This is a genomic window from Pseudomonas rhizosphaerae (assembly GCF_000761155.1).
Lineage (GTDB): Bacteria > Pseudomonadota > Gammaproteobacteria > Pseudomonadales > Pseudomonadaceae > Aquipseudomonas > Aquipseudomonas rhizosphaerae.
Window position 1 is genome coordinate 1694274 of the sequence record NZ_CP009533.1, and the last position, 23194, is coordinate 1717467.

General features: G+C 62.6%; 18 protein-coding genes. 7 read left to right on the top strand and 11 right to left on the bottom strand.

The window, feature by feature from the left end; translation table 11 throughout:
• Positions 1 to 4: 4 nt before the first annotated feature.
• Both LT40_RS07630 and LT40_RS07635 read right to left on the bottom strand, forming a co-directional pair.
• The gene (locus tag LT40_RS07630; protein ID WP_043188437.1) at positions 5 to 1348 is read right to left on the bottom strand and encodes an SrfA family protein; all 1344 of its coding nucleotides are present in this window, start codon (positions 1346 to 1348) and stop codon (positions 5 to 7) included.
• A gap of 78 nt (positions 1349 to 1426) precedes the next feature.
• Positions 1427 to 2314: an alpha/beta fold hydrolase gene (locus tag LT40_RS07635; protein WP_043188439.1), complete on the bottom strand. Its 888-nt coding sequence runs from the start codon at positions 2312 to 2314 to the stop codon at positions 1427 to 1429.
• Between the two features lie 124 nt (positions 2315 to 2438).
• Between LT40_RS07635 and LT40_RS07640 the strand changes: the two genes are divergently transcribed.
• Positions 2439 to 3059 (top strand): DUF1826 domain-containing protein, encoded by a 621-nt coding sequence (locus tag LT40_RS07640; RefSeq protein ID WP_043188441.1) that lies wholly within the window; start codon positions 2439 to 2441, stop codon positions 3057 to 3059.
• A gap of 17 nt (positions 3060 to 3076) precedes the next feature.
• Here the strand turns inward: LT40_RS07640 and LT40_RS07645 are convergent, their stop codons facing one another.
• A complete protein-coding gene (locus LT40_RS07645) occupies positions 3077 to 3799 on the bottom strand; it encodes a DUF4198 domain-containing protein (protein ID WP_043188443.1) in 723 nt (240 codons plus the stop codon).
• Between the two features lie 183 nt (positions 3800 to 3982).
• Here LT40_RS07645 and LT40_RS07650 point away from each other — a divergent pair, with 183 nt between their 5' ends.
• Complete coding sequence (locus tag LT40_RS07650) at positions 3983 to 6055, top strand: TonB-dependent receptor (protein ID WP_158497438.1); 2073 nt, start codon at positions 3983 to 3985, stop codon at positions 6053 to 6055.
• 15 nt (positions 6056 to 6070) lie between these two features.
• On the opposite strand, the gene LT40_RS21560 is transcribed toward LT40_RS07650, so the two are convergent.
• The 3 genes from LT40_RS21560 to LT40_RS07665 form a co-directional block, all read right to left on the bottom strand.
• Positions 6071 to 6862, bottom strand: coding sequence for a phosphate/phosphite/phosphonate ABC transporter substrate-binding protein (locus LT40_RS21560; RefSeq protein ID WP_043188447.1), 792 nt, complete (start codon positions 6860 to 6862; stop codon positions 6071 to 6073).
• Entirely contained in the window at positions 6804 to 7826 is a 1023-nt protein-coding gene (locus LT40_RS07660; RefSeq protein WP_084139742.1) for a fatty acid desaturase, read from the bottom strand. The genes LT40_RS21560 and LT40_RS07660 overlap by 59 nt, the downstream gene beginning before the upstream one ends.
• Positions 7827 to 7953: 127 nt before the next feature.
• A complete protein-coding gene (locus tag LT40_RS07665; protein ID WP_148308530.1) occupies positions 7954 to 8178 on the bottom strand; it encodes a hypothetical protein in 225 nt (74 codons plus the stop codon).
• 226 nt (positions 8179 to 8404) lie between these two features.
• Between LT40_RS07665 and LT40_RS07670 the strand changes: the two genes are divergently transcribed.
• Positions 8405 to 9427: an aldo/keto reductase gene (locus tag LT40_RS07670; RefSeq protein ID WP_043188451.1), complete on the top strand. Its 1023-nt coding sequence runs from the start codon at positions 8405 to 8407 to the stop codon at positions 9425 to 9427.
• Here the strand turns inward: LT40_RS07670 and LT40_RS07675 are convergent.
• Positions 9418 to 11010: a putative bifunctional diguanylate cyclase/phosphodiesterase gene (locus tag LT40_RS07675; protein WP_052393304.1), complete on the bottom strand. Its 1593-nt coding sequence runs from the start codon at positions 11008 to 11010 to the stop codon at positions 9418 to 9420. The genes LT40_RS07670 and LT40_RS07675 overlap by 10 nt on opposite strands.
• Before the next feature lie 242 nt (positions 11011 to 11252).
• Here LT40_RS07675 and LT40_RS07680 point away from each other — a divergent pair, with 242 nt between their 5' ends.
• Entirely contained in the window at positions 11253 to 12893 is a 1641-nt protein-coding gene (locus LT40_RS07680; protein ID WP_043188454.1) for a methyl-accepting chemotaxis protein, read from the top strand.
• 134 nt (positions 12894 to 13027) lie between these two features.
• On the top strand, positions 13028 to 15112 hold the full coding sequence (locus tag LT40_RS07685) for a TonB-dependent siderophore receptor (protein ID WP_420329685.1): 2085 nt from the start codon (positions 13028 to 13030) through the stop codon (positions 15110 to 15112).
• Positions 15113 to 15133: 21 nt separating this feature from the next.
• Here the strand turns inward: LT40_RS07685 and LT40_RS07690 are convergent, their stop codons facing one another.
• The 4 genes from LT40_RS07690 to LT40_RS07705 form a co-directional block, all read right to left on the bottom strand.
• Positions 15134 to 16375 (bottom strand): arsenic transporter, encoded by a 1242-nt coding sequence (locus LT40_RS07690; RefSeq protein ID WP_043188459.1) that lies wholly within the window; start codon positions 16373 to 16375, stop codon positions 15134 to 15136.
• A complete protein-coding gene (locus tag LT40_RS07695; protein WP_043193440.1) occupies positions 16357 to 17607 on the bottom strand; it encodes an MFS transporter in 1251 nt (416 codons plus the stop codon). The genes LT40_RS07690 and LT40_RS07695 overlap by 19 nt, the downstream gene beginning before the upstream one ends.
• 96 nt (positions 17608 to 17703) lie before the next feature.
• Positions 17704 to 18831: an MFS transporter gene (locus tag LT40_RS07700; protein WP_043188462.1), complete on the bottom strand. Its 1128-nt coding sequence runs from the start codon at positions 18829 to 18831 to the stop codon at positions 17704 to 17706.
• Entirely contained in the window at positions 18828 to 19376 is a 549-nt protein-coding gene (locus tag LT40_RS07705; protein WP_043188464.1) for a TetR/AcrR family transcriptional regulator, read from the bottom strand. The genes LT40_RS07700 and LT40_RS07705 overlap by 4 nt, the downstream gene beginning before the upstream one ends.
• Before the next feature lie 208 nt (positions 19377 to 19584).
• On the opposite strand from LT40_RS07705, the gene LT40_RS07710 reads away from it, so the two are divergent.
• Together LT40_RS07710 and LT40_RS07715 are read left to right on the top strand one after the other, a co-directional pair.
• Positions 19585 to 21225, top strand: coding sequence for a methyl-accepting chemotaxis protein (locus tag LT40_RS07710; protein WP_043188467.1), 1641 nt, complete (start codon positions 19585 to 19587; stop codon positions 21223 to 21225).
• 129 nt (positions 21226 to 21354) lie between these two features.
• A complete protein-coding gene (locus LT40_RS07715) occupies positions 21355 to 23166 on the top strand; it encodes a putative bifunctional diguanylate cyclase/phosphodiesterase (RefSeq protein ID WP_043188470.1) in 1812 nt (603 codons plus the stop codon).
• Positions 23167 to 23194 lie beyond the last annotated feature (28 nt).

Here is a 23194-nt window from a genome sequence, read left to right on the forward strand (position 1 = left end):
AGTCTTATTCGGTCAACTGCCGCATGGACATGGGGAATTTCTCCGCGCCATAACCGCCGGTGCAATCAGCGATGTTCTGGGCACCTTTCCCACATTCGATCTTAGGCATGTCATAGGTGCTGCCGTCGCCACAGGTGGCCTGGGCGCTGCTGTTGATGGACAAGTTTCCGCCACTCATCGCCGCGTTGACCGGCCCGGAACAACTGATGCCGTTTGCTTGGCGCACAGTGACTTCACCTTTGCCGTCTTCGAACTTGTATTCCAGTCGCAACGGTCGACCAGTGCGCCGATCTTGAATACCGGCGCCGGCACGGTAGTGGCCGTCGAGGAAGTCTGCAGTACCGTCTTTCACGTGCTCAGGGATGCTCAAGGAGGCAGCCGGCTTTTCGGCTGACGTTTCCCCTGGCTGGCGTTCGGGCTTGCCGGCGGGCTCGTCGGCTGGCGTCGGTTGCGTTGGCGTTTGCGCGGCCGCATCTTGCGGGGCTACCGACGCCGGCACCTGGGGCTCGATGCCGGCGTCTTTTTGCGGATCAGGCGTAGCAAGGCTGGCGTTATCGCCCGCGGCGCCGCTACTGCCGAGTACGGGTGCGCTCATCCCGCTATCGGTGTTGAGCGTTGCCGTGGGCAGGCCGGAAGGGGAGGACACCTCTGGCAACGCAGCGGCGGGCACCCCTGGAATTGCCAACGTCGGCACGCAGCTGCGCAACCCAAAAAGCAACAGCAGCAACAGCAGCAGTAGAAGTGGTAGCAGCCACCACCAGCGCCGCCACCAGGATCGGCGAACCTGTACGGGCGGCTCCGCCTCGACGACAGGCGCGACCGGAGGGGAAGGTGCCACGGCTGGCGTCACGGTTTCTTCAGGCGGGTACAGGCAACGAAGCGGGCTACGATCAGGGTCGGCGTTGGCGTGTTGAAAGCCCCAGAACGTCAAGACTGGCTTGCCTGCGACCAGGTAGACGAAGTGTTGATCCGGAAAATGGATGACGCGTTTGAGCAGTTTGCCAAATACGGCTTTATCGCCCTGTTGCTCAACCGGGTCTGGCCCCAAAAAACGTTCGCTCAGTTGCATGAGCGCTACGTTGAGCTTCTCCAGCTGCGACCTGGCAGGCGCGCGTTCATCTTCAGTTGCAGCACTCCAGGGAATGACATCGCCTTCGATGCTGCTGTACCAGTCGATTTTGTTGCCCACCTCATCGCTTTGAGGGACTGCGAAGTGGTCGACCAGCTCGGGGTTCTTTCGCCGAATCGCTTCAAGTAATTGCAGTGCAGCCCGGTACACGGGCCGGCCCGTTTCGCCAAGCGCAGTGAATGACTCGCTCTTGCCACTACGTAATAGTGCGCCTTGCATCCTTGCTCCAAACCAGAGTTATGACGGGTAAGCGCTATCGAGAAGCTCCATGCTACCCCTGTGAGGCGGGACAGTACCTCACACCTGCACCAGACTCAACACCGCCTCCGCGAATTCAGCCGGTGCTTCTTGCGGCACGTTGTGCCCCACGCCCTCCAGAATCGATCGATGAACAGCCCCTGTGAACGGGCGCAGCGCCTGCTGCTCATCCTGAGCCGGTGTCACCCCATCGTCTGCGCCGGCCAATATGACCGTAGGTACGGCGATGCTGGGCTGCTCGGCCAGTCTGCGTTCGATGGCCGCGTACTGCGGATCGCCATCGACCAGTCCGAAGCGATGGCGATAGGAGTGCGTGACCACGTCCACAAAGTCGGGGTTGTGGAATGACTGCGCCGAGGCCGAAAACAGCGCGTCACTGAACGTCCACGTGGGCGACCACTGTTGCCATAGCAACTTGCAGAACGACTCGCGATTGGCTTCAAGGCCAGCTCGGCCGCGGGCGCCGTGCAGGTAATACTGATACCACAGGCGGTGTTCGGCCTCCGGGGTCGCGGGGTGTGTGGCGCGGGCGATGTTCTGGATGTTGTAGCCAGGCTCGCAGCTGACCAGTCCGATCACGCGCTCGGGCCACAGGGCCGCCACCACGCAAGCTGCGCGGCCGCCCCAGTCGTAGCCGGCCAGCACGGCTCGCTCAATCTTCAATGCGTCCAGCAGGGCCAACAGGTCAGCACCCAGGGCCGCCTGCTCACCTGAACGAAGCGTGCCGGCGTCGGTGAAGTGGGTACTGCCGTAGCCACGCAGGTAGGGGATGATGCATCGGCAGCCGGCGTTGGTAAGCCGTTCGGCCACCGAGTCGTAGGCATGGACATCGTATGGGAAGCCATGAAGCAGCACGACGGCTGGGCCATCGGCCGGACCGATGTCCTGGTACGTAACGTCAAGCACGCCTGCTTGAATCTGTTTCATAGGCTTATCCCTCTGTAGGTGATGAGGGTGTGACAACGGTGAAACGCGCACATCACCACGACATAAGGATTCAGAAAAGAGATGTTATACTGTATCGATTCTATCAATCGATGCGACATTTTTCATGCTCACGACCCAGCACCATGCCCAGTCATCCGAACCCGACGTGCTCGCGGAGATCCTTCGTGACGACATCAATCTGGCCGTCTGGGCGCGACCTCTACCACCTGGGATAGCCCTGTTCAGCGAAACACTGTTAGCTCGCGGCGATCCACTGTCCGAGTCGCGGGTGATCGAATTGCAGGGCGACGATCTCCCTCGGTTGCCTGGCTTGGCTGCGGCCTTCGCTCGATGCGAGGGTCATGCCGAGTTCGTCGAGGACGTCGCCTGGCTTACCCAGGCCTACGGGTGCTTGCTGGGCGCAGAGCGCATTGGCCTGCGCCTGCGGATTTTGGACAAAGCCATGTGTCCGCGTTACCACGTCGATTGGGTCTCCGTACGCCTGATCACGACGTACGCCGGCCGTGGCAGCGAATGGCTCGAAGAGGGCGCGATGGCCAGAGAGGGGCTGGGTAATGCAGCGTGCGAGCCAACTGGCGAACCGGGTCGATTGCAGGCCGGTGACGTCGCCTTGTTCAAGGGCGAGCGCTGGGAGGGTAACGAGGGATGCGGAATCATCCATCGCTCGCCCCAAGTGGAGAGCGGCGAGCGCCGCCTGATCATGACGCTGGATTGGCTGAAATGACCGGGCGGCGCGTGAACTCAGTGTTGATGCGCCTTGCCGACGAAGGTCAGGGACGTGAAGAGGCTGCGCTCCGAAATGTCCTTGCGGTCGACTGCCGGTACCTTGGCTTGTGCGGCGATGACGTTGAGCCCGGCATTGCGCACGGTGACGCTGGCGCGGCCTTGTGCATCGGTGACGACGCTGCTGGCGTCCGACAAGCCTCGATAGTCATCGAGCAGGGCAATCCCGGCAGCCGGCTTGCCGTCGATGGTCACTTCAACCGGTAACCGATTGCCGACGCCGACGTCGCTGGGGTCTTTCAATGGCCGAATGACCATGGCCAGTTTCAACGCGGCGGGGACCTGGGCGTGTGCATCGAGGATCGCCAGGCTGTACTTGTAGCTGTGACTGGCGCTGACGGCGCCGGGCACGTCGGCCATGGCCTTGTTCACCGATTCGCCCTGGGCGTTCTTGCTCCAGACACCGTTGTCCAAGGCAACGGCCAGCACGGCAGGCGGCTTCTCAGGATGCAGCCGCGCGTGGTCGCCAAGTTTCTCCACCGTCACCGGGATCATTTGCCCGCGCGCGTCGTAAGCCCACGCGCCTTTGACCTTATCTGCCGCGTAGGCCAGGTCTTCTGCGCCGTGTCCATACACGACCTCCAACTGGCCGTAGCGCTGTTCCGTCCAGATGCCATGGGCATACGCGCCGTGGGCACTGAGAAGGGCTACCGCTGCAAACACTGGCAATGCAATTTTCATGGGGCTTCCTGATGGCTCTGAAAGGAGGGTGAAACGATGCCGAGGGGCATCACACGTTCAGCGTGGCGAACGTGCAGATGGCTTGTGGTCAAGGATCTCACTCGAAGGTATTATCGACACGTTATATCATAACGTAAAGGATGATTCATGTACGGACAAGGGAATCGTATCAGGCGTCTGACGATGGCCAGTGCAGCGCTGACGGGAAGTTTTGGCTTGTGCATGCCGTTGGCGGCGCAGGAGTCGGGAACGGCAGGGTCCACTGAGCTGGGGCCGATCGAAATTTCGGGCGGCAGGCAAGGCTCGGGAGCAGCGCAGCCGCTGATGCGTGGCAAGATCGGTAGCACTGCGCAAAGCCTGCCGACCGCTGTCACGACGATCACCGAGGAGGAGATTCGAACCCTTAACGTGGATCGCGATATTTCCAATATCTACCGGCGGGTACCGGGCGTGGTGGCCAACAATATCGATCAGGGTGACACCGGCAACGGTTTTCGCATGCGTGGGTTCGCCACCAATGGCACTCACGGTGCAGATGTGGCGGTGTCCGTGGACGGCGTGCCGCAGAACATTCCTTCAAGCCAGGGTGGGGCGGGGCATGGTCCGGTATTTCTGGAGTGGCTCACGCCGCAGATGATCAAACGCGTTGACGTCATCAAGGGCCCGGTGTCGGCCCTGTACGGTGATCAGAACCGTGCGGGCGCGGTGAACATCGAAACCCTCGACGGCGGCGATGTCGCGTCGAGCGTCGGGGTGGATGTGGCCAGCTTCGATGGCCGGCGGACCAATCTGGTGCTCGGTGGTGAGCACGAAGGGTTGCAGTCACTGTTGGTGACCGACATCTACCGGACCAATGGCTATCGCAAGGCGGCCGAGACCGAGCGCGACAATTACTTCTGGAAACTTTCCAAGGTCATTGGCGAGGCCAAATATTCGGTACGGTTCAGCCACTACGAATCGGACTTCAAGAATGACGGCTACCTGAACCTGCCTGCCCTGAAGGCAGGCACAATCGGCCGCCGCGACACCGATAACCTGTACGGCTTCGGTAACGCCAACCGCAACACCTACGTTTTCAATCGGGCGCCGGCCGACGGAGACGCGGGCCTGTACTACACCGCCTATTACGAAGACTTCAGGCGCGTGCGCGGCATCTCCAACGGTACGAACACGCATAACTATGGCAAGGACGACCGAGACATCTATGGCGGTCGCCTGACCTACAACTTCGTGCATGAAGATACGGCATCGCTCATGGTGGGTACGGATGTGCGCCGCGACAAGGGCGATGCGTTCAGGCGGCAGTACCGAAATTTTGCGCCTACGCAGAACTTCTACCACGACTTCGACATGGACCTGATCACCTATGGGGTGTTTGCCCAAGGTCAGTACAAGCCAATCGATTCACTCAAGTTGCTCGCCGGCGTTCGCCATGATCGGTTCGATTACGCTATCGACAACCTGAAGTTCCGCAATGCCAGTACCGGCTACAACAGTTCGGTGACCACGCCCAAGTTCGGCCTGGTGTGGACGCCGTTCGAGCCGCTCGAGCTCTTCACCAACGTGGCCCAGGGTTTCCGTTCTCCGGCGGCGGAGTACATCAGCTCCGGCAGTGGCAGTGCGCTCCCGCTCAGGGACACGGGCGGGCAGATCAACGACAGCGTGCGGCCGAGCAAGGTCAAGTCCTATGACATCGGGTTCACCCTGCGTCCCAGCGATCGGCTGTCCACGACCACTGAGTTCTATTACATCCAGAACGACAGCGAGACGGTGCAGACCTCGCCTGGGGTGTACGAGCAAGTGGGCGATACGACGCGCAAAGGCGTGGAGACCAGCTTCAACTATCAAGCCACTTCCACCCTCAGCACCTATGCCAGTTACGGCCGTATCATCGATGCGTTGATCACCAACCCTGCGCCGGGTATCGGTGCGCGACTGGTCGTGCCGGAACACACCTACAAGGCAGGTGTTCAGTACCGGGATGGGTTCATGGGCGGGCAAATTACCCTGAACGCCGATGCCTATCACCTGGGCGGCATTCCCTACTATGTGGGCACCGATAAAAGGACCATGCCGGCCTACACGCGCTATGACCTGCGCGCCAGTTACGACTACAGCGATTACCAGTTCAGCGTCTATGGCACCTTTCGGCCCCACCGGTACGGCACTGAAGTGGCCTATGGCACCAATAGCGGTCTGGTGATCGTGCCGCAGCCGTCCACGACCCTGGGTGCTTCGGTCAGGTATTTCTTCTGACGGTCGAGGGTGCGCTCACCATAGCGCTTGCTGGGTGATCACCTGGCGAGCGGCATCTCGATAGCCGAGCAAGACGTTGTAATCCTCCAGCGCCGTTTCCTGCACGGTCACGATGCCTGTTACAGCCGCAACCTGGGGCAGGTTGGCCAACGCCGCATTCATCGCTTGCCGCAATGACTCCGGGGCCGGCCCTCTACGGCTGGTGATGTACGGCAGGGTGGGGGCATGGGCGGTACGACCCAGCACGCGGACGCCGTCCAGTTCACTGGGCGCATACTGGGTCAGATAGGCGAACGTGACACTGTCGACGGCGGCCAGGTCGGCGTGATGGTCGGACACCTGCGCGATGCTCTGGCGATGGCTGCCGGTCGCCTGGACACTCTTGAAGAACCGACCCTGCCGCGCATGGGGAATAAGGGCATGGCGCAACAGGTTCATGCCGCTGTTGGAATCGAGGCTGTTATAGGCACCCCGGCAATCGAAGAACTCGGGCAGTGTTTGCCGCGCATCATCGCGCCGCGCGATCAAGAGACTGCAGTGCTGTCCGGCCTGGGCATCGGGCAGGGCGAAACAGGGGCGGCCGACCACACGGACCTGGTGCTTGAGTTCGGTGATCAGAGGGAAGCCACAGGTTTGCGCCAGCAGCAGTTGCGGGTGCAACCAGAGTTCCAGCAGTGAGCCGTGCCAAGCACTCGCCTGCTGAATGCCTAGCAGTTTCAGGGTTTCGTGCAACCAGCGTCGGTAAGCCTCACCGACGACGGCGGGCGCCGGGTACATGGGCAGGTCGGCGATCACTTCGGTGCTCATGGCTGCTCGGTGCTCGTGGTTGCGTAGTCCCACCTCGAGGGTGCAAGGGGCTGTCTACCGGGCAGACGGCGTACTGGCGAAACAGCTCGCTGTAACCATTGACCAGGAAATGCCCGCTGCGTTGCAGCCAGTCGGCCCGTCGCTCGCGGTAGACACGCGGCAGGTAGTACCAGGGCAGCCCGGGCAGGTCGTGATGGACCAGATGCAGGTTGAGGTTGAGAAACAGCCAGCGCCAGGGCCAGCCCGCCTCGTTGAGTACCGAACGCTGTTCGGGCGCGGCAGCAGGGCGATGCTCGTAGTAGGAACGCACCATGGACAAGGCCAGCGCCAGGACGCTGGCCAGCACGTAATCGATCACCGGCACCCCGTGGTGGGCGATGAACCAGAACAGCGTCAGCACGCAGGCCAGATGAGTCGTCCACATCAGCCAGGCCTGCGCCTCGCCACGAATCAAGCGCCCAGACTGTTCCCTGATCAGACCCGCAAGCGCCAGCGCCGGGCCGACGCACAGGCGCCCGAGCATCGTCTTGTTCAGCCAATGCAGCGCCTGGCCCGGCGCCGTGCTGCCGGACCAGCCCTGGGCATCGAGGTAGCGACTTTCAGGGTCGTGGCGTGGCACGGTGATGGTTTCGTCGCGGTGATGGGCCAGGTGGCTGTCGCGATAAAGGGTGTAGGGGTACCAGACGGCGAATGGCGCATAGCCCAGCACTTTGTTGACAGCGCGCCAGCGGGTGGGGTGGCCGTGGAGCAACTCATGCTGCAGTGACATCCAGAAGGTCAGCAGCGGCACCAGCAGCAATACGGTAAGCGGGCGCCCGAGGTGTGAGCCCGCTTCGATGAGCACCCACCAGCCGCCATAGGTACCGAGCAACAGCAACCAGGTGGGCCAGTCGCTACGGGCGGTCCAGCTGCTCTGCAAGTGAAGGATCGACTGACGGTGACGAGAATCGAGATAATTGGGCATAAGGGCGACATGACGGCTGATCGGTAGAGACCGACACTAGCACTGTCACTTATGTCTGGATAATCACCAAACGCTTATAGGTAATGCCTGTCTGGAATAACGCACGGCGTCTTGAAGCATTGAAAACTCAGGCTGCCTTTTCCATTCTCAGCGCGGTGCCTTTCAGGTCCTCAATGGTCAGCGCCAGCGAGCCCGCCTGGTTTTCGACAAGCAGCACGTCATCGATCAAGTGGTCGATGTTTCTGCTGCGCAGGAACAGGGCATGGCCGCGCAGCATCTGGTAGATCATCTCCAGCTGGCGGGCGGCGTCATGGACGTCTTGCTGCATTTCCTGGATATGAGTGGTGGGCAAGGTATGCTCCATAGGCTCGATCGTTCTTCTGGCGTCCCTGGCCACTGGATGAGCGCTGCTATTCATGTGGGTGTGATCAGACTATCGGCTGAGGCGGGCAGAGCTTAAATAGTCTTTTTCGATAAAGGCTATAGGCCATCATGTTGCTGGATCGGCATGGATGGGCCAGCATCGCGGGGCTGGCCGTGCATGACCGGCATTCTTTCGCCAAAAAGAGGGTTTTTCGATGAGCGACGTCAGATACCGCCGCCTGGGCCGTCACGGTCTTCAGGTTTCCGAAATCACCTTGGGTACGATGATGTTCGGCGGCCAGACCGACGACGCCACGGCCAAGCGCATCGTCGACGATGCCTTGGAGCAGGGCATCAATGCCATCGATACGGCGAACAACTACAACGATGGCGCTTCGGAAATCGCAGTGGGCAAGTTGATCGCCGGGCAGCGTTCGCGGTGGGTGCTGTCGAGCAAGTTCGTCAACCCCAACCCCGGTGTTCAGGGCCCAAACGGGCGTGGCGCGTCGCGGCACAGTGTCGTCGAGTCGATCGAAGGCAGTCTGCGCCGCCTGCAAACCGATTATCTGGATCTGTATTACGTCCACCGCGAAGACCCGTTCACGCCTGTTGAAGAGACCGTCCGCGCCCTGACCGATCTGATTCGCGCGGGCAAGATCCGTGGTTACGGGCTGTCGAACCACAGTAGCTGGAAGCTGGCGGAGTTCTGCCGCGTCGCTGACTTGCTGGGCGTCGAGCGGCCGACCGTCAGCCAGCCGCTGTACAACCTGGCCAACCGGCAGATCGAGAGCGAGCATCTGCCGGCGGCCGAGCACTACGGCATTGGTGTGGTTTCCTATAGCCCGCTGGCGCGCGGCGTGCTGACTGCCAAATACCAGCCTGGGGCCGAGCCCGGCAGCGACACGCGAGCCGGCCGCAGCGATCCGCGACTGCACCAGACCGAGTGGCGTCCGGAGTCGCTCGACCTGGCCCAGCGAATCAAGGATCACGCCCAGGCGCGGGGCATCACATCGGGGCAGTTTGCATTGGCGTGGGTGCTGAACAATCGGTTGATCAGCTCGACGATTGCCGGCCCGCGCACCGAGGAGCAGTGGCGGGACTATGTGCCGGCATTGCGGTACAGGTTCACCGAGGAAGACGAGGCGTTCGTCGACGCTCTGGTCGTGGCCGGCCACAGCTCGACGCCTGGGTACACCGATCCGAGCTATCCAGTCACGGGCCGCTGCGTTCAGTTCTGAGCTGCGCCACAAACGACCACGGGTGCCTGAATGGCCGTGGCGATCGTGCTGCCTGCCTGGGGCGATCCATAGAGATAACCCTGCGCGTAGTGGCAGCCGTTCTCTGCGAGCCACTTGGGCAGGTAGGGGTGGTGAAAGTCTTCGATGCCTTCGGCCGTCACCTTCATTTTCAGGCTTCGCGCCATCCCCAGGATGGCCTCGACCATGGGCAGGTGGTCGATGTTGCCGGCTTCGAAGAATGAGCGGTCGATCTTGATCTTGTCGATGGACAGCCGCGTCAGGTGGTAAAGGCCTGAATAGCCGATGCCGAAGTCGTCCAGCGCCACGCTGATGCCATACCCATGCAGTTTGCTGAGGTTGCGTTGGGCCGCTTCCAGATTGCCGACCAGCGCTTCTTCGGTGATCTCGACTTCGAACCGTTCGAACGGGAAGTCCTCGTGCCTGAGTTGCTCGACCAGGCGATCCGGAAACAGCTCATCGGTGATCATCGTGGCGCTGACGTTCAACGAAAGATGAAGGTCGTCGTCCCACAGGCTAGCGGCCCGGCAGGCCTGCCTGACCAGCGAACGGGTCATCGCCGGTATCAGGCCCATGCGCTCCAGAAGGGGAATGAAATCGGTCGGCATTCCGGTGCTGCCATCGGGCTTGAGCCAGCGGGCAAGGATCTCGAAGCCGACGACCTGCTGTGACGGCAGGGTCACGATGGGCTGGAAGAACGGCACGATTTCTTCCCGATCCACGGCATGCCTGAGGGCAAGATCCAGATCGGCTTGGGCCCGCAGCTGCCGTTCGTATTCGTTGTCGTAGAAATTGAAGGTCGAGCGACCGGTGTTCTTCCCTCGGTACATGGCAGTGTCCGCGCAATGCAGCAGGGACGATGCATCCTGCGCATCCACCCACGACCGGGAAATGCCGATGGTTGCGCCCAGTCGCGCGCACAGGGTGGTTTCGAGCACCGGTTCGCTCAGCCAGCGGACCGCCAGCTCGGCTATTTCGGCAAGCTCGCTCTCTTCCCTGTGGTCGAGGAACAGCAGGCAGAATTCGTCTCCGCCCAGGCGCGCGGCCGTTCCCGCGTGGATGGCGGCGATGCCCTGCAGCCTGTGCGAAACCTCTACCAGCACGCTGTCTCCCGCCGAATGGCCATGCTGATCGTTGATGGCTTTGAAATGGTCCAGATCGATCAGCAAGATGGCCAGGGGCCGCTGCAGGTCGAGCTTTTTGCGCAGCACGTCCATGAACACGCGCCGGTTGATCAGCCCACTGAGCGAATCGTATTTGGCCAGGGTCTCGGTCTGCGACTGGATGCGTTGTAGGCGTCGATAGCTCGATTGCGTATTGGCGACCAGGCGCGTGAGCACCACCGTCGGGATGATCAGCGACAGCATCGAGAAGCCCGAAGCCGTCAAGACGAATCTCCAGCGTTCGGCATCTTCGAAATCGCCGTCATAAGGCAGATTCAGCCAGTGCATGACAAAGGCTTCGAGGTGGAATTCCCAGAGTATGGAGAGACCAACCACAGTGAGCAGACTCAGCAGCAGAAGCGTGGGCAGGCGGCACGGATTTCGGCGGTGTAGATCGGTCATGGTTGGCCTCGCAGGGCCATGTAGGGGAAGAGTGATGTCAGACCGCCATTATTCCACAAGCGTTCCTACCGCTGATCGGCATCTGTGTGCATCTGGTCGCCATGCAGCAGGCCGGACGTATGGCAAGCCACGTTATTCAAGCTTCCATGGCGGGTGCCGATAGAGGGCTCATACCACCCTAGACCCTGATGCGAAGTACCCGACGCCGCGGTGCTTTTCGGTCGACCTGACAGGACATCCGTATGACATGGCTCCGCGATGCAAAGTTATCCTCCAAATTGATCGCAGCCTTCGGGTTGTGCGCACTCATTACCCTGGCCGTTGGTGTACTGGGCAGTCGCGGTGTGAGCCAGATGTCGGACAGTCTCAAACTGGTGTTTTCCAATAACCTGATCTCGGTTTCCAAGACGGCCGAAGCCAAGAGCAAGGCCATCGCCCAGCTCAAGGATCTGTACGCCCTGATCGCCGCTCATGCGGAGAATGATTCGCAGAGTGTCAAAGACACCATTCGCCAAAGCATGAATGCCAACCTTGCCGACAGCGAGAAGGCCTTTTCGATCTACCGCAAGACTCCACTGGCGGACGACGAGCGAGCTGCCGGTGACAGGATGGAACGTGATTGGCCGGTCTACCAGGCGCAGATCCAGAAAGTGCTGTCGGTGCTGGACGCTGGCAATGTACAGGGTGCACGTTCACTTATGTCCGGCGAGATCCAGCAAGCCTATCGTACCGTGATGGATGAGTTGACCATCATGGTAGAGTCGAACAACCGGCAAATCGGCGAGGGCGCCCTTGACGCTGAAGCGCAGGAGCAGGCAGCGATCAGGGTGCTTTATATAGGTATCGCGTTGGCATTCCTCGCGGCGTTGGCACTGGGGCTGTTCATCAGCCGTTTGATCAGCCGCCCCATCGCAACAGCAGTGGCCAGCGCCCAGCTGATCGCCAAAGGTGACCTGACCCATACCATCGGTAGCTCGGCACGCGACGAGACCGGGCAGTTGCTCACGGCCCTGGGTGAAATGCAGGAAGGCCTCAAGGCCACCATTCACCAGATCGCCGATGCATCGAACCAGCTCGCTTCGGCCGCGGAAGAGCTCAATGCCGTCACCGAGGACGGCAGCCGCGGGCTGCTGCGCCAGAACGACGAGATTCAGCAGGCGGCCACGGCCGTCACCCAGATGACCTCGGCGGTGGAAGAGGTCGCACGCAATGCCCTTTCTACTTCGGAAGCCTCGCAGACCGCCAGCAGTCAGGCCACCGACGGCCTGACCCAGGCGCGCAATGCGGTGGACGCGGTGAACAATGCCACGGTTGAAATCCAGTCCTCGACCACCATCGTCGAAGACCTGGCCGTGCAAGTACGCGATATCGGCAAGGTGCTCGACGTCATCCGCGGTATCGCCGAACAGACCAACCTGCTGGCGCTCAACGCGGCCATCGAAGCGGCCCGTGCTGGCGAGCAGGGGCGTGGTTTCGCGGTGGTCGCCGATGAGGTCAGGGCCTTGGCGGCACGGACCCAGTCGTCCACGGGCGAGATCGAAAGCATGATTGGCGCTGTACGCTCGCGAGCGGATCAGGCGGTGACGGCCATGGGCAAGAGCCAAGGCCTGGTGGGCGATACTCAAGTGTTGGCCAAAGCCACCGGCGATGCGCTGCAATCCATCGCCACCGGGATCGCCCAGATCAACGACCGCAACCTGGTCATCGCCAGTGCGTGCGAGGAGCAGGCCCATGTCGCACGTGAAGTGGACCGCAACCTGATCAACATCCAGGACCTGTCCACGCAGACCGCGGCAGGCGCTCACCAGACCAGCGCATCGACTCAGGATCTGTCGCGCCTGGCCACTTCGTTCAATGATCTGGTGAGCCGCTTCCGTCTGTAAAATGTTCGGAATGGTTCAACGGGCTCGGCAAACGATCGTGACAACCCGTACAATACAGATGGGACGCATTCGCGTCTTTTATCCAGTACGGAGTTACATGTGTGGTCAAGTCGTTGAATCGGGCCCCTTCGTGGGTGCTGTTGTGCTCAGTCCTGCCTGGCTTGGCCATCGCAGCCACAGAGTTGCCGTCCAGTGTCATCCAGGCCACCGGTGAAGGTGACGGCGCTGACAGCTACACCCAGGCCCGCGGGGAAACGGCGAGCAAGAGTGCCACGCAGAACCGCGACGAAGCACAAACCGTCAATGCGGTGACGGCGCGCACGCTCGACGATTACCAGGTCAAGGACCTCAACGACGCGATGCGCTTCGTCAGCGGCGTGACCCAGACCAACACCCTGGGCGGCACCAAGGATGCGCTGATCAAGCGCGGCTTCGGCAGCAACGACGACAACTCCATCCTGCGCGACGGTATCCGCTCGGCCATTGGCCGCAACCTGGGCGCGACCACCGATCATGTCGAAGTACTCAAGGGACCAGCCTCGCTGATGTATGGCGCGCTGGAGCCGGGTGGCGTCATCAACGTGGTCAGCAAGCAGCCGCAGTTCACTCGCAGCACCACCTTGAGCGCATCGGGCTTCAGCGAGGGCGGCGGCTCGCTGTCCGTGGACACGACGGGTCCGCTGGGCGATACCGATCTGGCCTACCGACTGGTCGCCGAGCGCAGCCATGAAGACTACTGGCGCAACTATGGGACGGACGAACACACCCTGATCGCACCCTCGATCGCCTGGGTGGGCGAGCGCGCCAGTGCCTCGCTGGCCTACACCTATAACGACTACGCCAGCCCGTTCGACCGCGGCACCGTGTTCGTCGGCGGACGACCGGCCGATATCAGCTACCGCGACCGCCTCGACGAGCGTTGGGCCAAGACCGTGGGCATCAGCCAGAGCACCACGGCAAAATTCGAGTACCAGTTGGGTGACGCCTGGCGCAGCCGCCTGACCTACGGCTGGACCCAGGACCGCTACAGCCTGGCCATCGCCCAGCCCAATACACTCAACGGCAACACCCTGCGACGCATCGCCAACGGCGGTCATTACGATTACGAAAGCCGCTACACGGCGCTGGATCTGATTGGCGATCAACAACTGTTCGGCCAGCGGCATGAAATCGTCGTGGGCCTCGACAACGAGTCGCTGGACAAATACCGCGGCAAGACCTACCGCAACGTCAACACTGCCGCCGGCAACATCGACATTCGCAACCCGGTGTATGGTCGCCTGGCCGAACCGAGCACGGTCAGTGCGACCCAAAGCAACGCCGAGAACAACCTGGTTACCACCTCGTTGTATTTCAAGGACAACTGGCACCTCAACGATCGCTGGATCCTGGTGTTCGGTGGCCGTCAGGCGCATTGGGACCAGTACAGCGACCAGGGGCTGGGCCGCTCGTACGCCCCCGGTGCGGATTCCAACGGCGACGAGTTCATCCCTTTCGGCGGGATCGTCTACCAGCCCAGTGAGACCGTGGCGCTGTATGCCAACTACAGCCGATCCTTCGTGCCCAACGACGCCGACGATGCGGGCAACAGCTTCAAACCGACCGAGGGTCGCAGCTACGAAGCCGGCATCAAGTACACGCCGACTGCCGCGTTGAACGTGAACCTGGCGGTCTATGACATCGAGAAGAAAAATCTGGTCAACAGCGTTTTGCAGAGCAATGGCGACAGCCTCGACGAGGCGGTCGGCAAGGCGCGGTCACGGGGTATCGAGCTGGATGTCACCGGTGAAATTGCCCAGAACTGGAGCGTGATCGGCACCTACGCCTACAGCCATACCGAGGTACTGAAAAACGCCGAAGCACCCGAACAGGAAGGCAATCGCCTACCCAATGCACCGATGCACACGGCCAGCCTGTACCTGACTCACCATCTGGCTTTGCCGGCGCAGACCGGCCGGTGGCACGTGGGCGCAGGTGCACGCTATGTGGGCGAGCGGCCGGGCGACAACGCCAACAGCTTCTGGATGGACAGCTACACCCTGGCCGATGCCTTCGTGCGCTGGGACCTGCCCACCCAAGGCTATGAGACGCGCCTGCAGTTGAACATCGACAATCTGTTCAACAAGCAGTATTACCCGTCCACCACCGGCAGCAGCACGCTGCAGGTGGAAGAGGGCGCGCTGCGCACGGCGCGTCTCACGGCTAGCGTCAAATTCTAAGCCGCACTTCGCCGACGACGCCTACAGCAGCCACAACGCGGCAATCAGGGCAGGGGGCATGACCACGGCGCCGAGCTTGAGGAACCTCCAGGCGCTGATCTGCACACCCTCGCGGCGTACCGCGATCAACCACAGCAAGGTCGCCAGGGAGCCGGTGACCGACAGGTTAGGGCCCAGGTCCACGCCGACCACCAGCGCGCCGGTGACGTTGGGCGGCAGATGGCCCAGTTCGTTGATCGAGCCGCTGAGCAGGCCGACCGGCAGGTTGTTGCCGATGTTGCAGGCCACGGCGACCAGAATTCCAGCCCACCAATGGGCCTGCGCCGGCGCGTCTCGGGCGGCCTGCTCCAGCCACGAGGCCAGCTGCGCGGTCACGCCAGTCTGACCGATGCCTTCCACCAGCACGAACAGCCCCGCCACCAAGGGCAACACGCCCCAGGCGACTTCCTTGCACACCGGCCAGGGGTTGCTGCGTTTATACAAGTGCACCACCGCAAGGGTGGCGAAGGCGGCCAGGAAGGTCGGCAATCCCAGTGCTTCGTCCAGGGCCGACACGGTCAGCAGCAAGACGGCTGTCACACCCAGACCGGCAGCCGTGAGCCGTGCGCCGGTGCTCAGGCGGGGCAGCTGCTCGACGAGTTCAAGGCGCTGCCGCAAGTGCCGACGCTGGGTCAGGCGCAGCACCAGGTAGGTCATGGCGATGGCTGCCAGCGACGGCAGGCTGAACATGGCCAGCCAATCCAGCAGTGGTGGCATGTGCTTGCCGAATATCACCAGGTTGGCCGGGTTGGAAATCGGCAGGACGAAGCTGGCAGCGTTGGCGATGAACGCGCAGACGAACAGGTAGGGCAGCGGGTCGACCCGGGCAGCCCGCGTGGCTGCGTACACCGCAGGCGTCAGCACCACTGCCGTGGCATCGTTTGAAAGAAAGATGGTCACCAGCGTGCCGACCGCAAACACCAGATCGAACAGGCGCTGCGCGCTGCCACGGGCCTGGCGAGCGGCAACGGTTGCCAGCCAGTCGAACAGCCCTTCGCGTCGGGCCAGTTCGGCGAGCAGCATCATGCCCACCAGAAACAGGTAGACGTCGACGCCCTTGAGCACTGCAGCCAAAGCCGCCGACCAGGCGATCAAACCACCGGCGACCAGCCCGATTGCTGCCGCCAGTGCCCATACGTATTCGGGAATCCGCAGTGGCCTGGTGATGATGCCCAACGTCGCAAGGAGGCTTACGCCCCAGATGATCAAGCTGGCGTGGGGCAAGGTGCGGCTTCCTGTTCGGTGTCGTTGCGCAGGGTTTCGGGCATGGCGGTAAGCAGCAGCAGGAAGGCCGCCGCGGCAACCCCGGCCAGGGTCAGGAAGGCTGCGCTGTAACCGGCTGCCTGGACGACGAAGCCGGCCAGGCCGTTGCTCAACGCGGCGCCCAGGCCGAAGGCCGTGGTCAGCGCGCCCAGGCTGACGTTGAAGCGTCCGGTGCCGTGGGTGAGGTCCTTGACCACCAGCGGAAACAGGGCCCCGAACAAGCCAGCGCCGATGCCGTCGAGCAGTTGCACACCGACCAGCCAATAAGGGTCATTGGAAAACGTATAGAGCACGCCGCGAATCGGCAGGATGAGGAAGCCGGCCAGCAGCAATGGCTTGCGCCCCCATTGGTCGGCACGCGCGCCTACCAGCAGGGCGGCAGGCACCATCACCAGCTGGGCGGCGACGATGCAGGCCGAGGTCAGGGGGGTGGCCATGCTCAAGTCGATCTGCGAAAGCTTCTGGCTGACCAGCGGCAGCATGGCCGCGTTGGCCAGGTGGAACAGCGCGCAACACACGGCGAACACCAGCAGAGCGCGGTTGCTCAGCAGCACCTTGAAACCGGAGGGCTGTTCATGCTCATGCTGGTGATGCGCTTCCAGCCCACGGGCGACGTCGTGGTCGATGGCGTCTGCGCTTACGCAGCTCACGGCCAGTACGCTGGCCAGGGCCATGGCCGCCATGAGATAGAACACCGCTACCGGCCCGAATAAGTAGGCGAAACCACCCGCCAGCAAGGCAGCGAAGGCATTGCCGGCGTGGTTGTAGGTTTCGTTGCGGCCCGTACGCCGAGTGAACGCTTTGGGGCCGGTGATACCCAGGGAAATCGCAGCGATGGCCGGTGCGAACACTGAACCTGCGATGGCGCCCAGCGCTTGCGTGGCGGCGACCAGGCCGAACGAAGTGATGAAGGGCAGCACCACGCAACTGGCGGTGACCAGCAGGGCAGCCACAACCACCACCGCGCGCTTGTGCCGGGTCTTGTCGATCAGGGCGCCGGCAGGCGTCTGGGTCAGCAACGCCGCCAGCCCCGCCAGGGTCATCACCAGGCCAATGCTGCCGGGGTCCCACTTGTGCACGGCCAGCAGGTAGATCGCCAGGTACGGCCCGAGTCCGTCACGGACATCGGCCAGGAAGAAATTCAGGCCGTCGAGAGACAGCGCGTTACGCCGCGAAGTGGCAGATGTGGCCAAGGCAGTAGTCTCGGATGAGGGCAGGCAGGTACAGAACTGAGTGGGCGAATCGGGCTTAAGTTCCAGCATCGACGGTGGGTTCGAGTGAAGATTTTGCTACCTGTGCCGGGACCTCGGAAAGATCGCCAGAAAGGCCGGTAGGGCGAAGGTGAACAGGGCGCCAGTCACGCCCATGACGCCCATGGCTGCACCGAACAGCGGCGCTCCGGCAGTTTGCCCGAGGGCCAGGCACAGGAACGGAAAACCGAGCCCCAGGTCGGGCCGATCCGGCAGCAGCGCGATGCCCTGGATCAGGTAGGTGCCCGAGGACATGATGTAGGCGGCGCCGAACAGGCTCATCGCCACGAAGCCGAAGGCGGCGTTGAACCCGCTTGCGGCCAGGGCCAGGATTGCCACGACGATGGCTGACAATGCCCCGGTATGCATTCGTGCGGTGCCGAAGCGGTCGATCAGCACACCGGTGGCCGCGCCGCTGGCGCCGGCAGTCCCCAGTGCGATCCAGGCCCAGGCGATGCCGGTGTCGCTCACGCCGAATGCCCCGCGCAGTATGTCCGCGCCGAAGGTCCAGATGGCCGTGCTCGACAAGCCCATGGCAAAGGCGCTGAAACAAAGCGTGGCCACGCCGGGGCGGCGCAGAAGGTCGAGGGAGATGCCAGCGGTGGCTTCGTTGCTGCGCGCCTTGGGCACGGCGCACCACAACCACAGCGTCACCGCCGCACCGATCAGCGCGAACAGTCCATACAGTTCACGCCAAGCGCCGAAGGTCAGGGCCGCCGCCATGCCCGAGAACACGATGCCAACGGCCGTACCGGCATTGATCACCGCGTTCGCCCTGGCCCGGCCGTCGGCAACGATGTGCGCTGCGACGGCGCTCGCCAGCGGCGGCGAGGTCAGCCCGGTGCTCAGTCCGGCAAGCGCAACACCCGCACCCAGCACCCAGCCGGTCGAGGCAACCATGATGCAGGCCATTCCTGCCGTGGCGGCCAGGCCGGCGAACGCGGCAAGGGCGCGGGGCGTCAACCTGCCACCGCAGACGAAGGTCAGGACGATGCCGACGCAATAGGCCGCAAAGGCGCTGCTGCCGATCCAGCCTGCGGCGGTGGCATCCAGGAACAGCTCCGCGCGGATCTGTGGCAGCAGCAGGCCATAGGCAAAGCGCGCCAGCCCGTACGACAGCGCGGTGAGGGCGAACGCGGCGGCAACCAGGTTGAGGCCGCGCTTCACGACTTTTCGGCCCTGGCGCAGGCCGTCAGAGTCAGCGCCGCCTGTTTCGCCCCGTCGATCACCGCCGCGCCGGCCACGCTGGCGGCGGCTGTGGCACCTTCGAACAGCAGCCAGACCTGCAAGGCCAGTGCAGGATGTTCACGGCCCAGGGTGGCCTGCACCCGGCGTGCGATCTCGGCGTGGAACTGCTCTTTCTGCTGCTGCACCAGCGCCACGATGGCCTCGTTGGCTTCGGCGTATTCACCGCGTGCGCGCAGCAGCATGCAGCCACAGGTGCCCCTGACGTCTACCCATGCCGCAAGCGTATCGAACAGCGCGGCGATCGGTTCGCTGCCTGCCGCTTCGTTGCCCAGCTGCGCCATGAACTGCTGATGGCGGTCTTCGAGCACGGCAAGCACCAGGCCGTCACGGGAACCGAAATGTTTGTAGAGGGTACGTGTCGAGGCGCCGGAGGCGGCCAGTACCTGATCGATGCCAACGCCACGCAGGCCCTGGGTTTCGAAGGTGCGGGCAGCACCAATGAGAATTTCCGTACGTTTGTCCATGGGTCGAGTGTAAAGCGATCGTTTTACATGTCAACCTGGCGATACAGTTGACTCGCGCATTAGTTTGATAGCATTTCGCTATTATTCCCGCCTGCATTACCAATTGGATTGTTCGTGGGCGGCGCTTTAAGGTCCGCCACTTCGGCGCGACCGCACTCCTGCAGCGCGCCCCTATTCAGTCCTTGCCGTGCCTACTGCCGAGCCTCCCATGAAAAGACCCTTGTCCCTGGCCACGCGCATAGCCCTGAGCTTCGCAGCCATTCTCGCGTTACTGGTGATGATCACTGCCATCGGCATCCAGCGTGTCGCGTTCATCGACTCGACCTTGAGCGACGTGAGCGAAAACGCCGCGAAGATCCAGCGCTACGCGATCAATTTCCGCGGCAGCGTGCACAACCGTGCCATCGCCATACGTGATGCGGTGCTGGTGGACAACGATCGCGACCTTGCCAAGCACCTGGCGGAAGTGGCCACGCTGGAGAAGGCTTACATCGATTCGGCAGCGCCCATGGACCAGCTGTTCACCAACGCCGATGTCACCGCTCAGGAACGCGAGCTGCTGGACGCCATCAAGGGCATCGAGCGGCAGACCCTGGCGTCGAGCCGCACCCTCATCGACCTGCGTCGCGGCGGTGACATCCAGGGTGCCCAGGCCCTGCTGCTGCGGCAGACCTCGGACGACTACAGCGAATGGCTCAAGCGGATCAACGCGCTGATCGATTATGAGGAAGCTTCGATCAAGGCCAAGCTGGGCGCCGTGCAGGCCACCGCCAGCCAGTTCAGCACGTTGATGCTGGTGGCCACCGCTATCGCGCTGTTGCTGAGCATTGTGCTGTCGATCGTGATCATCCGTTTCGTCAAGTCGACCCTGGGCGCAGAGCCGTCCGAAGTGGCTTTGGCGATCGAGCAGCTGGCTGTCGGCAATCTGAACCAGACGATCGTCACCGATCACCCCGGCAGCGTGATGGGGGTGCTGAAAACCGCCCTTGGCCATCTGGCCGACACCATCGAGCAGGTGCGCAGCGCCGCGCGGGAGGTCAACCACTCCTCTGCGCAATTGTCCGCAACCTCGACGTCCAACGACGCGCACATCCGCTTGCAGACCCGCGAGGCCGAACAGGTGGCCACGGCCATCACGCAGATGGCGGCAACCGTAGGCGAAGTCTCCGGGTACGCCGCTCAGGCGGCGGATGCCTCGCGCCTGGCGGACATTGAAGTGGAGAGCGGTAACCGTCTGGTGGCCAGCACCACCCGGGCCATCGAACAGTTGGCCTTGACCCTGGCACAGACCACCGAGACGGTTGATCAGGTATCGCGCCACAGCGAAAAGATCGAATCCGTCATCGATGTGATCAATTCGATTGCCGCACAAACCAATCTGCTGGCCCTGAATGCCGCCATCGAGGCCGCCCGCGCCGGCGAGCACGGCCGTGGCTTTGCCGTGGTCGCCGACGAAGTGCGCTCCCTGGCCAACCGCACCCAGCGCTCCACCGAAGAGATCCGCGACATGATCAGCACCCTGCAATCGGGCACCGACGCGGCCGCGCAGACCATGCGCAGCAGCTGCGAACTGGTGGGGCAGACCGTCACTCAGACGCGCAGTGCGCAAGACGCCCTGGCCAAGATCAGCGAGCAGGTCGGTGCGATCAATTCGATGAACGCGCAGATCGCCAGCGCGTCCGTACAGCAGAGCGCAGTGGCCGACGACGTGTCGCAGAACATCACGCGCATCCATGGCTCGACGGTACAGTCGGCGAGCGGCTCGCAACAGGTCGCCACCGCCAGCACCGAGCTGGCGCGCCTCGCGGATCGGCTTTCGCAGAAGGTCGCTTTCTTCGGCGCTGTCTAGACGGACGAAGGGCAGTGGTAGGGTCCGGGCAAAGGTCGCTACAGTTACAGGCAGGGCTGCCGATACAATGATGCAGCCTTGTCTTGAGTGACTCCCCTTGCGACCGACCATCGGGCAATGAATACCGTGATGACCCATTCTGTCCCACCCTTCCCCGACAACGAGCAGGAGCGCGTTCTGCGAGTCGCCGAACTGTGCTACCGCGACGCGGTCGACGATGAAGTGCTGGACCGGATCGTCGCGCTGGCCGTGGAGATCTTCGGCGCGCCGATATCGATCATTTCCATTCTCGAAGAACAGCAGCAATGGTTTCGCGCCAAGGTCGGTATCACCGTTTCATCGACGCCACGGGACGTGTCCTTTTGTGGCCACACCATCCTGGTCGATGAGTTCTTCGAAATTCCGGATACCCACCTCGACCCACGGTTCAGGCACAACGTGCTGGTCACCGGCGCGCCGGGCATCCGCTATTACGCCGGTGTGCCGTTGCTGACCGACGACGGTATCGCCCTGGGCAGTCTGTGCGTCATCGACAAGCAACCGCGCGCGCCGATGTCCGCCGGCCAGTTGGCGAGCCTGAAGCATCTTTCGCGGCTGGTGGTGCATCGGTTGCATGACCTGCGCACCGCTTCGTTCGTTGATCGGCCCACCCGCCTGATGAACCGCATTCGCCTGGAAGACGACATTCATCGCCACCTGAGCCAAGGCGAGGAGCCGTTGCTGATCGCGGTCGATTTCCTCTCTCCCAGCTTCGTCAACGATATCGTCAAGGCGCTGGGCTATTCATTTTCTCAGTACCTGGTCAGTGAAATCAGCCGTCGCGTGGCGGGCTTGATCGGCCATGATTGCGTGCTCTATCGCATCGGTCTCACGCGTTTCGCGTTCATCAAGCCGCGCGACGAGTGCCTGACCACCTTGCACGAGAAATTTTCCACAGCCTTCGCCGCACCCGTCGAACACGACGGCATTCCCATTCGTACGCAGATCGGCATGGGCGCGCTGGAACTGGATCGCCAGACCATCAACGACCGCGACTGGGTGCGTCTTGTAGTCAGCGCCGCCGATTACGCGCGCGACCGCGGAATCGGCTGGGCGCGATACCAGGCCGAGCTGGACATCGCCCAGCAGCGGGCCTTCGTGCTGCTCAGTTCACTGTCCTACGCCCTGGAAGAATCCGCACAACTGGGCCTGGTGTTCCAGCCGCGCATCGACTTCGCCAGCGGGCGCTGCTGCGCGGTGGAGGCGTTGTTGCGCTGGACTCATCCGACCCTGGGGCCCATAGGGCCAGATGAGTTCGTGCCGCTGGCGGAAAAGACCGACCTGATCCGTCTGTTGAGCGTCTGGGTGGTCGAGGCGGCCATCGAGCAGACCCGGCAATGGCGGGACGCAGGCTACGACTTCAAGGTCGCGATCAACATCAGCCCCTGCGATCTCGAAGGGCCGGCCTTCACCGACCGGCTGATCCAGACCCTGGCACGGCACGGCGTCGATGCCGCGACCCTGGAAATCGAGTTCACCGAGGGAGCCTTGATCAGAAATCCTGCCGAGTGCCGCCGCCAATTGACGCGCCTGCGCGCGCTGGGCATCGACATCTCCATCGATGACTTCGGCACCGGTTACAGCAACTGGACTTACCTGCGCGAGCTGCCGGCCACGTCGGTGAAGCTCGACCGTTCGCTGATCAAGGACATCGAGAACCAGGAAAAGGATCGACGCCTGGTCACCACGCTCATCGATCTGGCACAGCGCCTGGGCTACAAGGTGGTGGTCGAAGGCATTGAAAGCCAGGCCAGCTACGACGCGGTGAAAAGCTGGGGATGCGATGAGGGGCAGGGTTATTTCATTGCCATGCCGATGCACGGCGAACAGCTGATCGAATGGTTCGAATGCCAGGCCGGGGCGGTGTCCATCGATCAGGCCGTGGACAAGGTTTCCTGCTGAGACCCGGCACGCCCGCGCCACGCCATTG

What these genes read in the sequence shown, in the direction of transcription:
- LT40_RS07645 (WP_043188443.1), bottom strand. Translation starts at nt 3,799, where the DNA reads ATGAAAATTGCATTGCCAGTGTTTGCAGCGGTAGCCCTTCTCAGTGCC.
- LT40_RS07675 (WP_052393304.1), bottom strand. Translation starts at nt 11,010, where the DNA reads ATGACCGATCTACACCGCCGAAATCCGTGCCGCCTGCCCACGCTTCTG.
- LT40_RS07715 (WP_043188470.1), top strand. Translation starts at nt 21,355, where the DNA reads ATGACCCATTCTGTCCCACCCTTCCCCGACAACGAGCAGGAGCGCGTT.
- LT40_RS07650 (WP_158497438.1), top strand. Translation starts at nt 3,983, where the DNA reads ATGGCCAGTGCAGCGCTGACGGGAAGTTTTGGCTTGTGCATGCCGTTG.
- LT40_RS07705 (WP_043188464.1), bottom strand. Translation starts at nt 19,376, where the DNA reads ATGGACAAACGTACGGAAATTCTCATTGGTGCTGCCCGCACCTTCGAA.
- LT40_RS07670 (WP_043188451.1), top strand. Translation starts at nt 8,405, where the DNA reads ATGAGCGACGTCAGATACCGCCGCCTGGGCCGTCACGGTCTTCAGGTT.
- LT40_RS07660 (WP_084139742.1), bottom strand. Translation starts at nt 7,826, where the DNA reads ATGCCCAATTATCTCGATTCTCGTCACCGTCAGTCGATCCTTCACTTG.
- LT40_RS21560 (WP_043188447.1), bottom strand. Translation starts at nt 6,862, where the DNA reads ATGAGCACCGAAGTGATCGCCGACCTGCCCATGTACCCGGCGCCCGCC.
- LT40_RS07630 (WP_043188437.1), bottom strand. Translation starts at nt 1,348, where the DNA reads ATGCAAGGCGCACTATTACGTAGTGGCAAGAGCGAGTCATTCACTGCG.
- LT40_RS07640 (WP_043188441.1), top strand. Translation starts at nt 2,439, where the DNA reads ATGCTCACGACCCAGCACCATGCCCAGTCATCCGAACCCGACGTGCTC.
- LT40_RS07680 (WP_043188454.1), top strand. Translation starts at nt 11,253, where the DNA reads ATGACATGGCTCCGCGATGCAAAGTTATCCTCCAAATTGATCGCAGCC.
- LT40_RS07710 (WP_043188467.1), top strand. Translation starts at nt 19,585, where the DNA reads ATGAAAAGACCCTTGTCCCTGGCCACGCGCATAGCCCTGAGCTTCGCA.
- LT40_RS07635 (WP_043188439.1), bottom strand. Translation starts at nt 2,314, where the DNA reads ATGAAACAGATTCAAGCAGGCGTGCTTGACGTTACGTACCAGGACATC.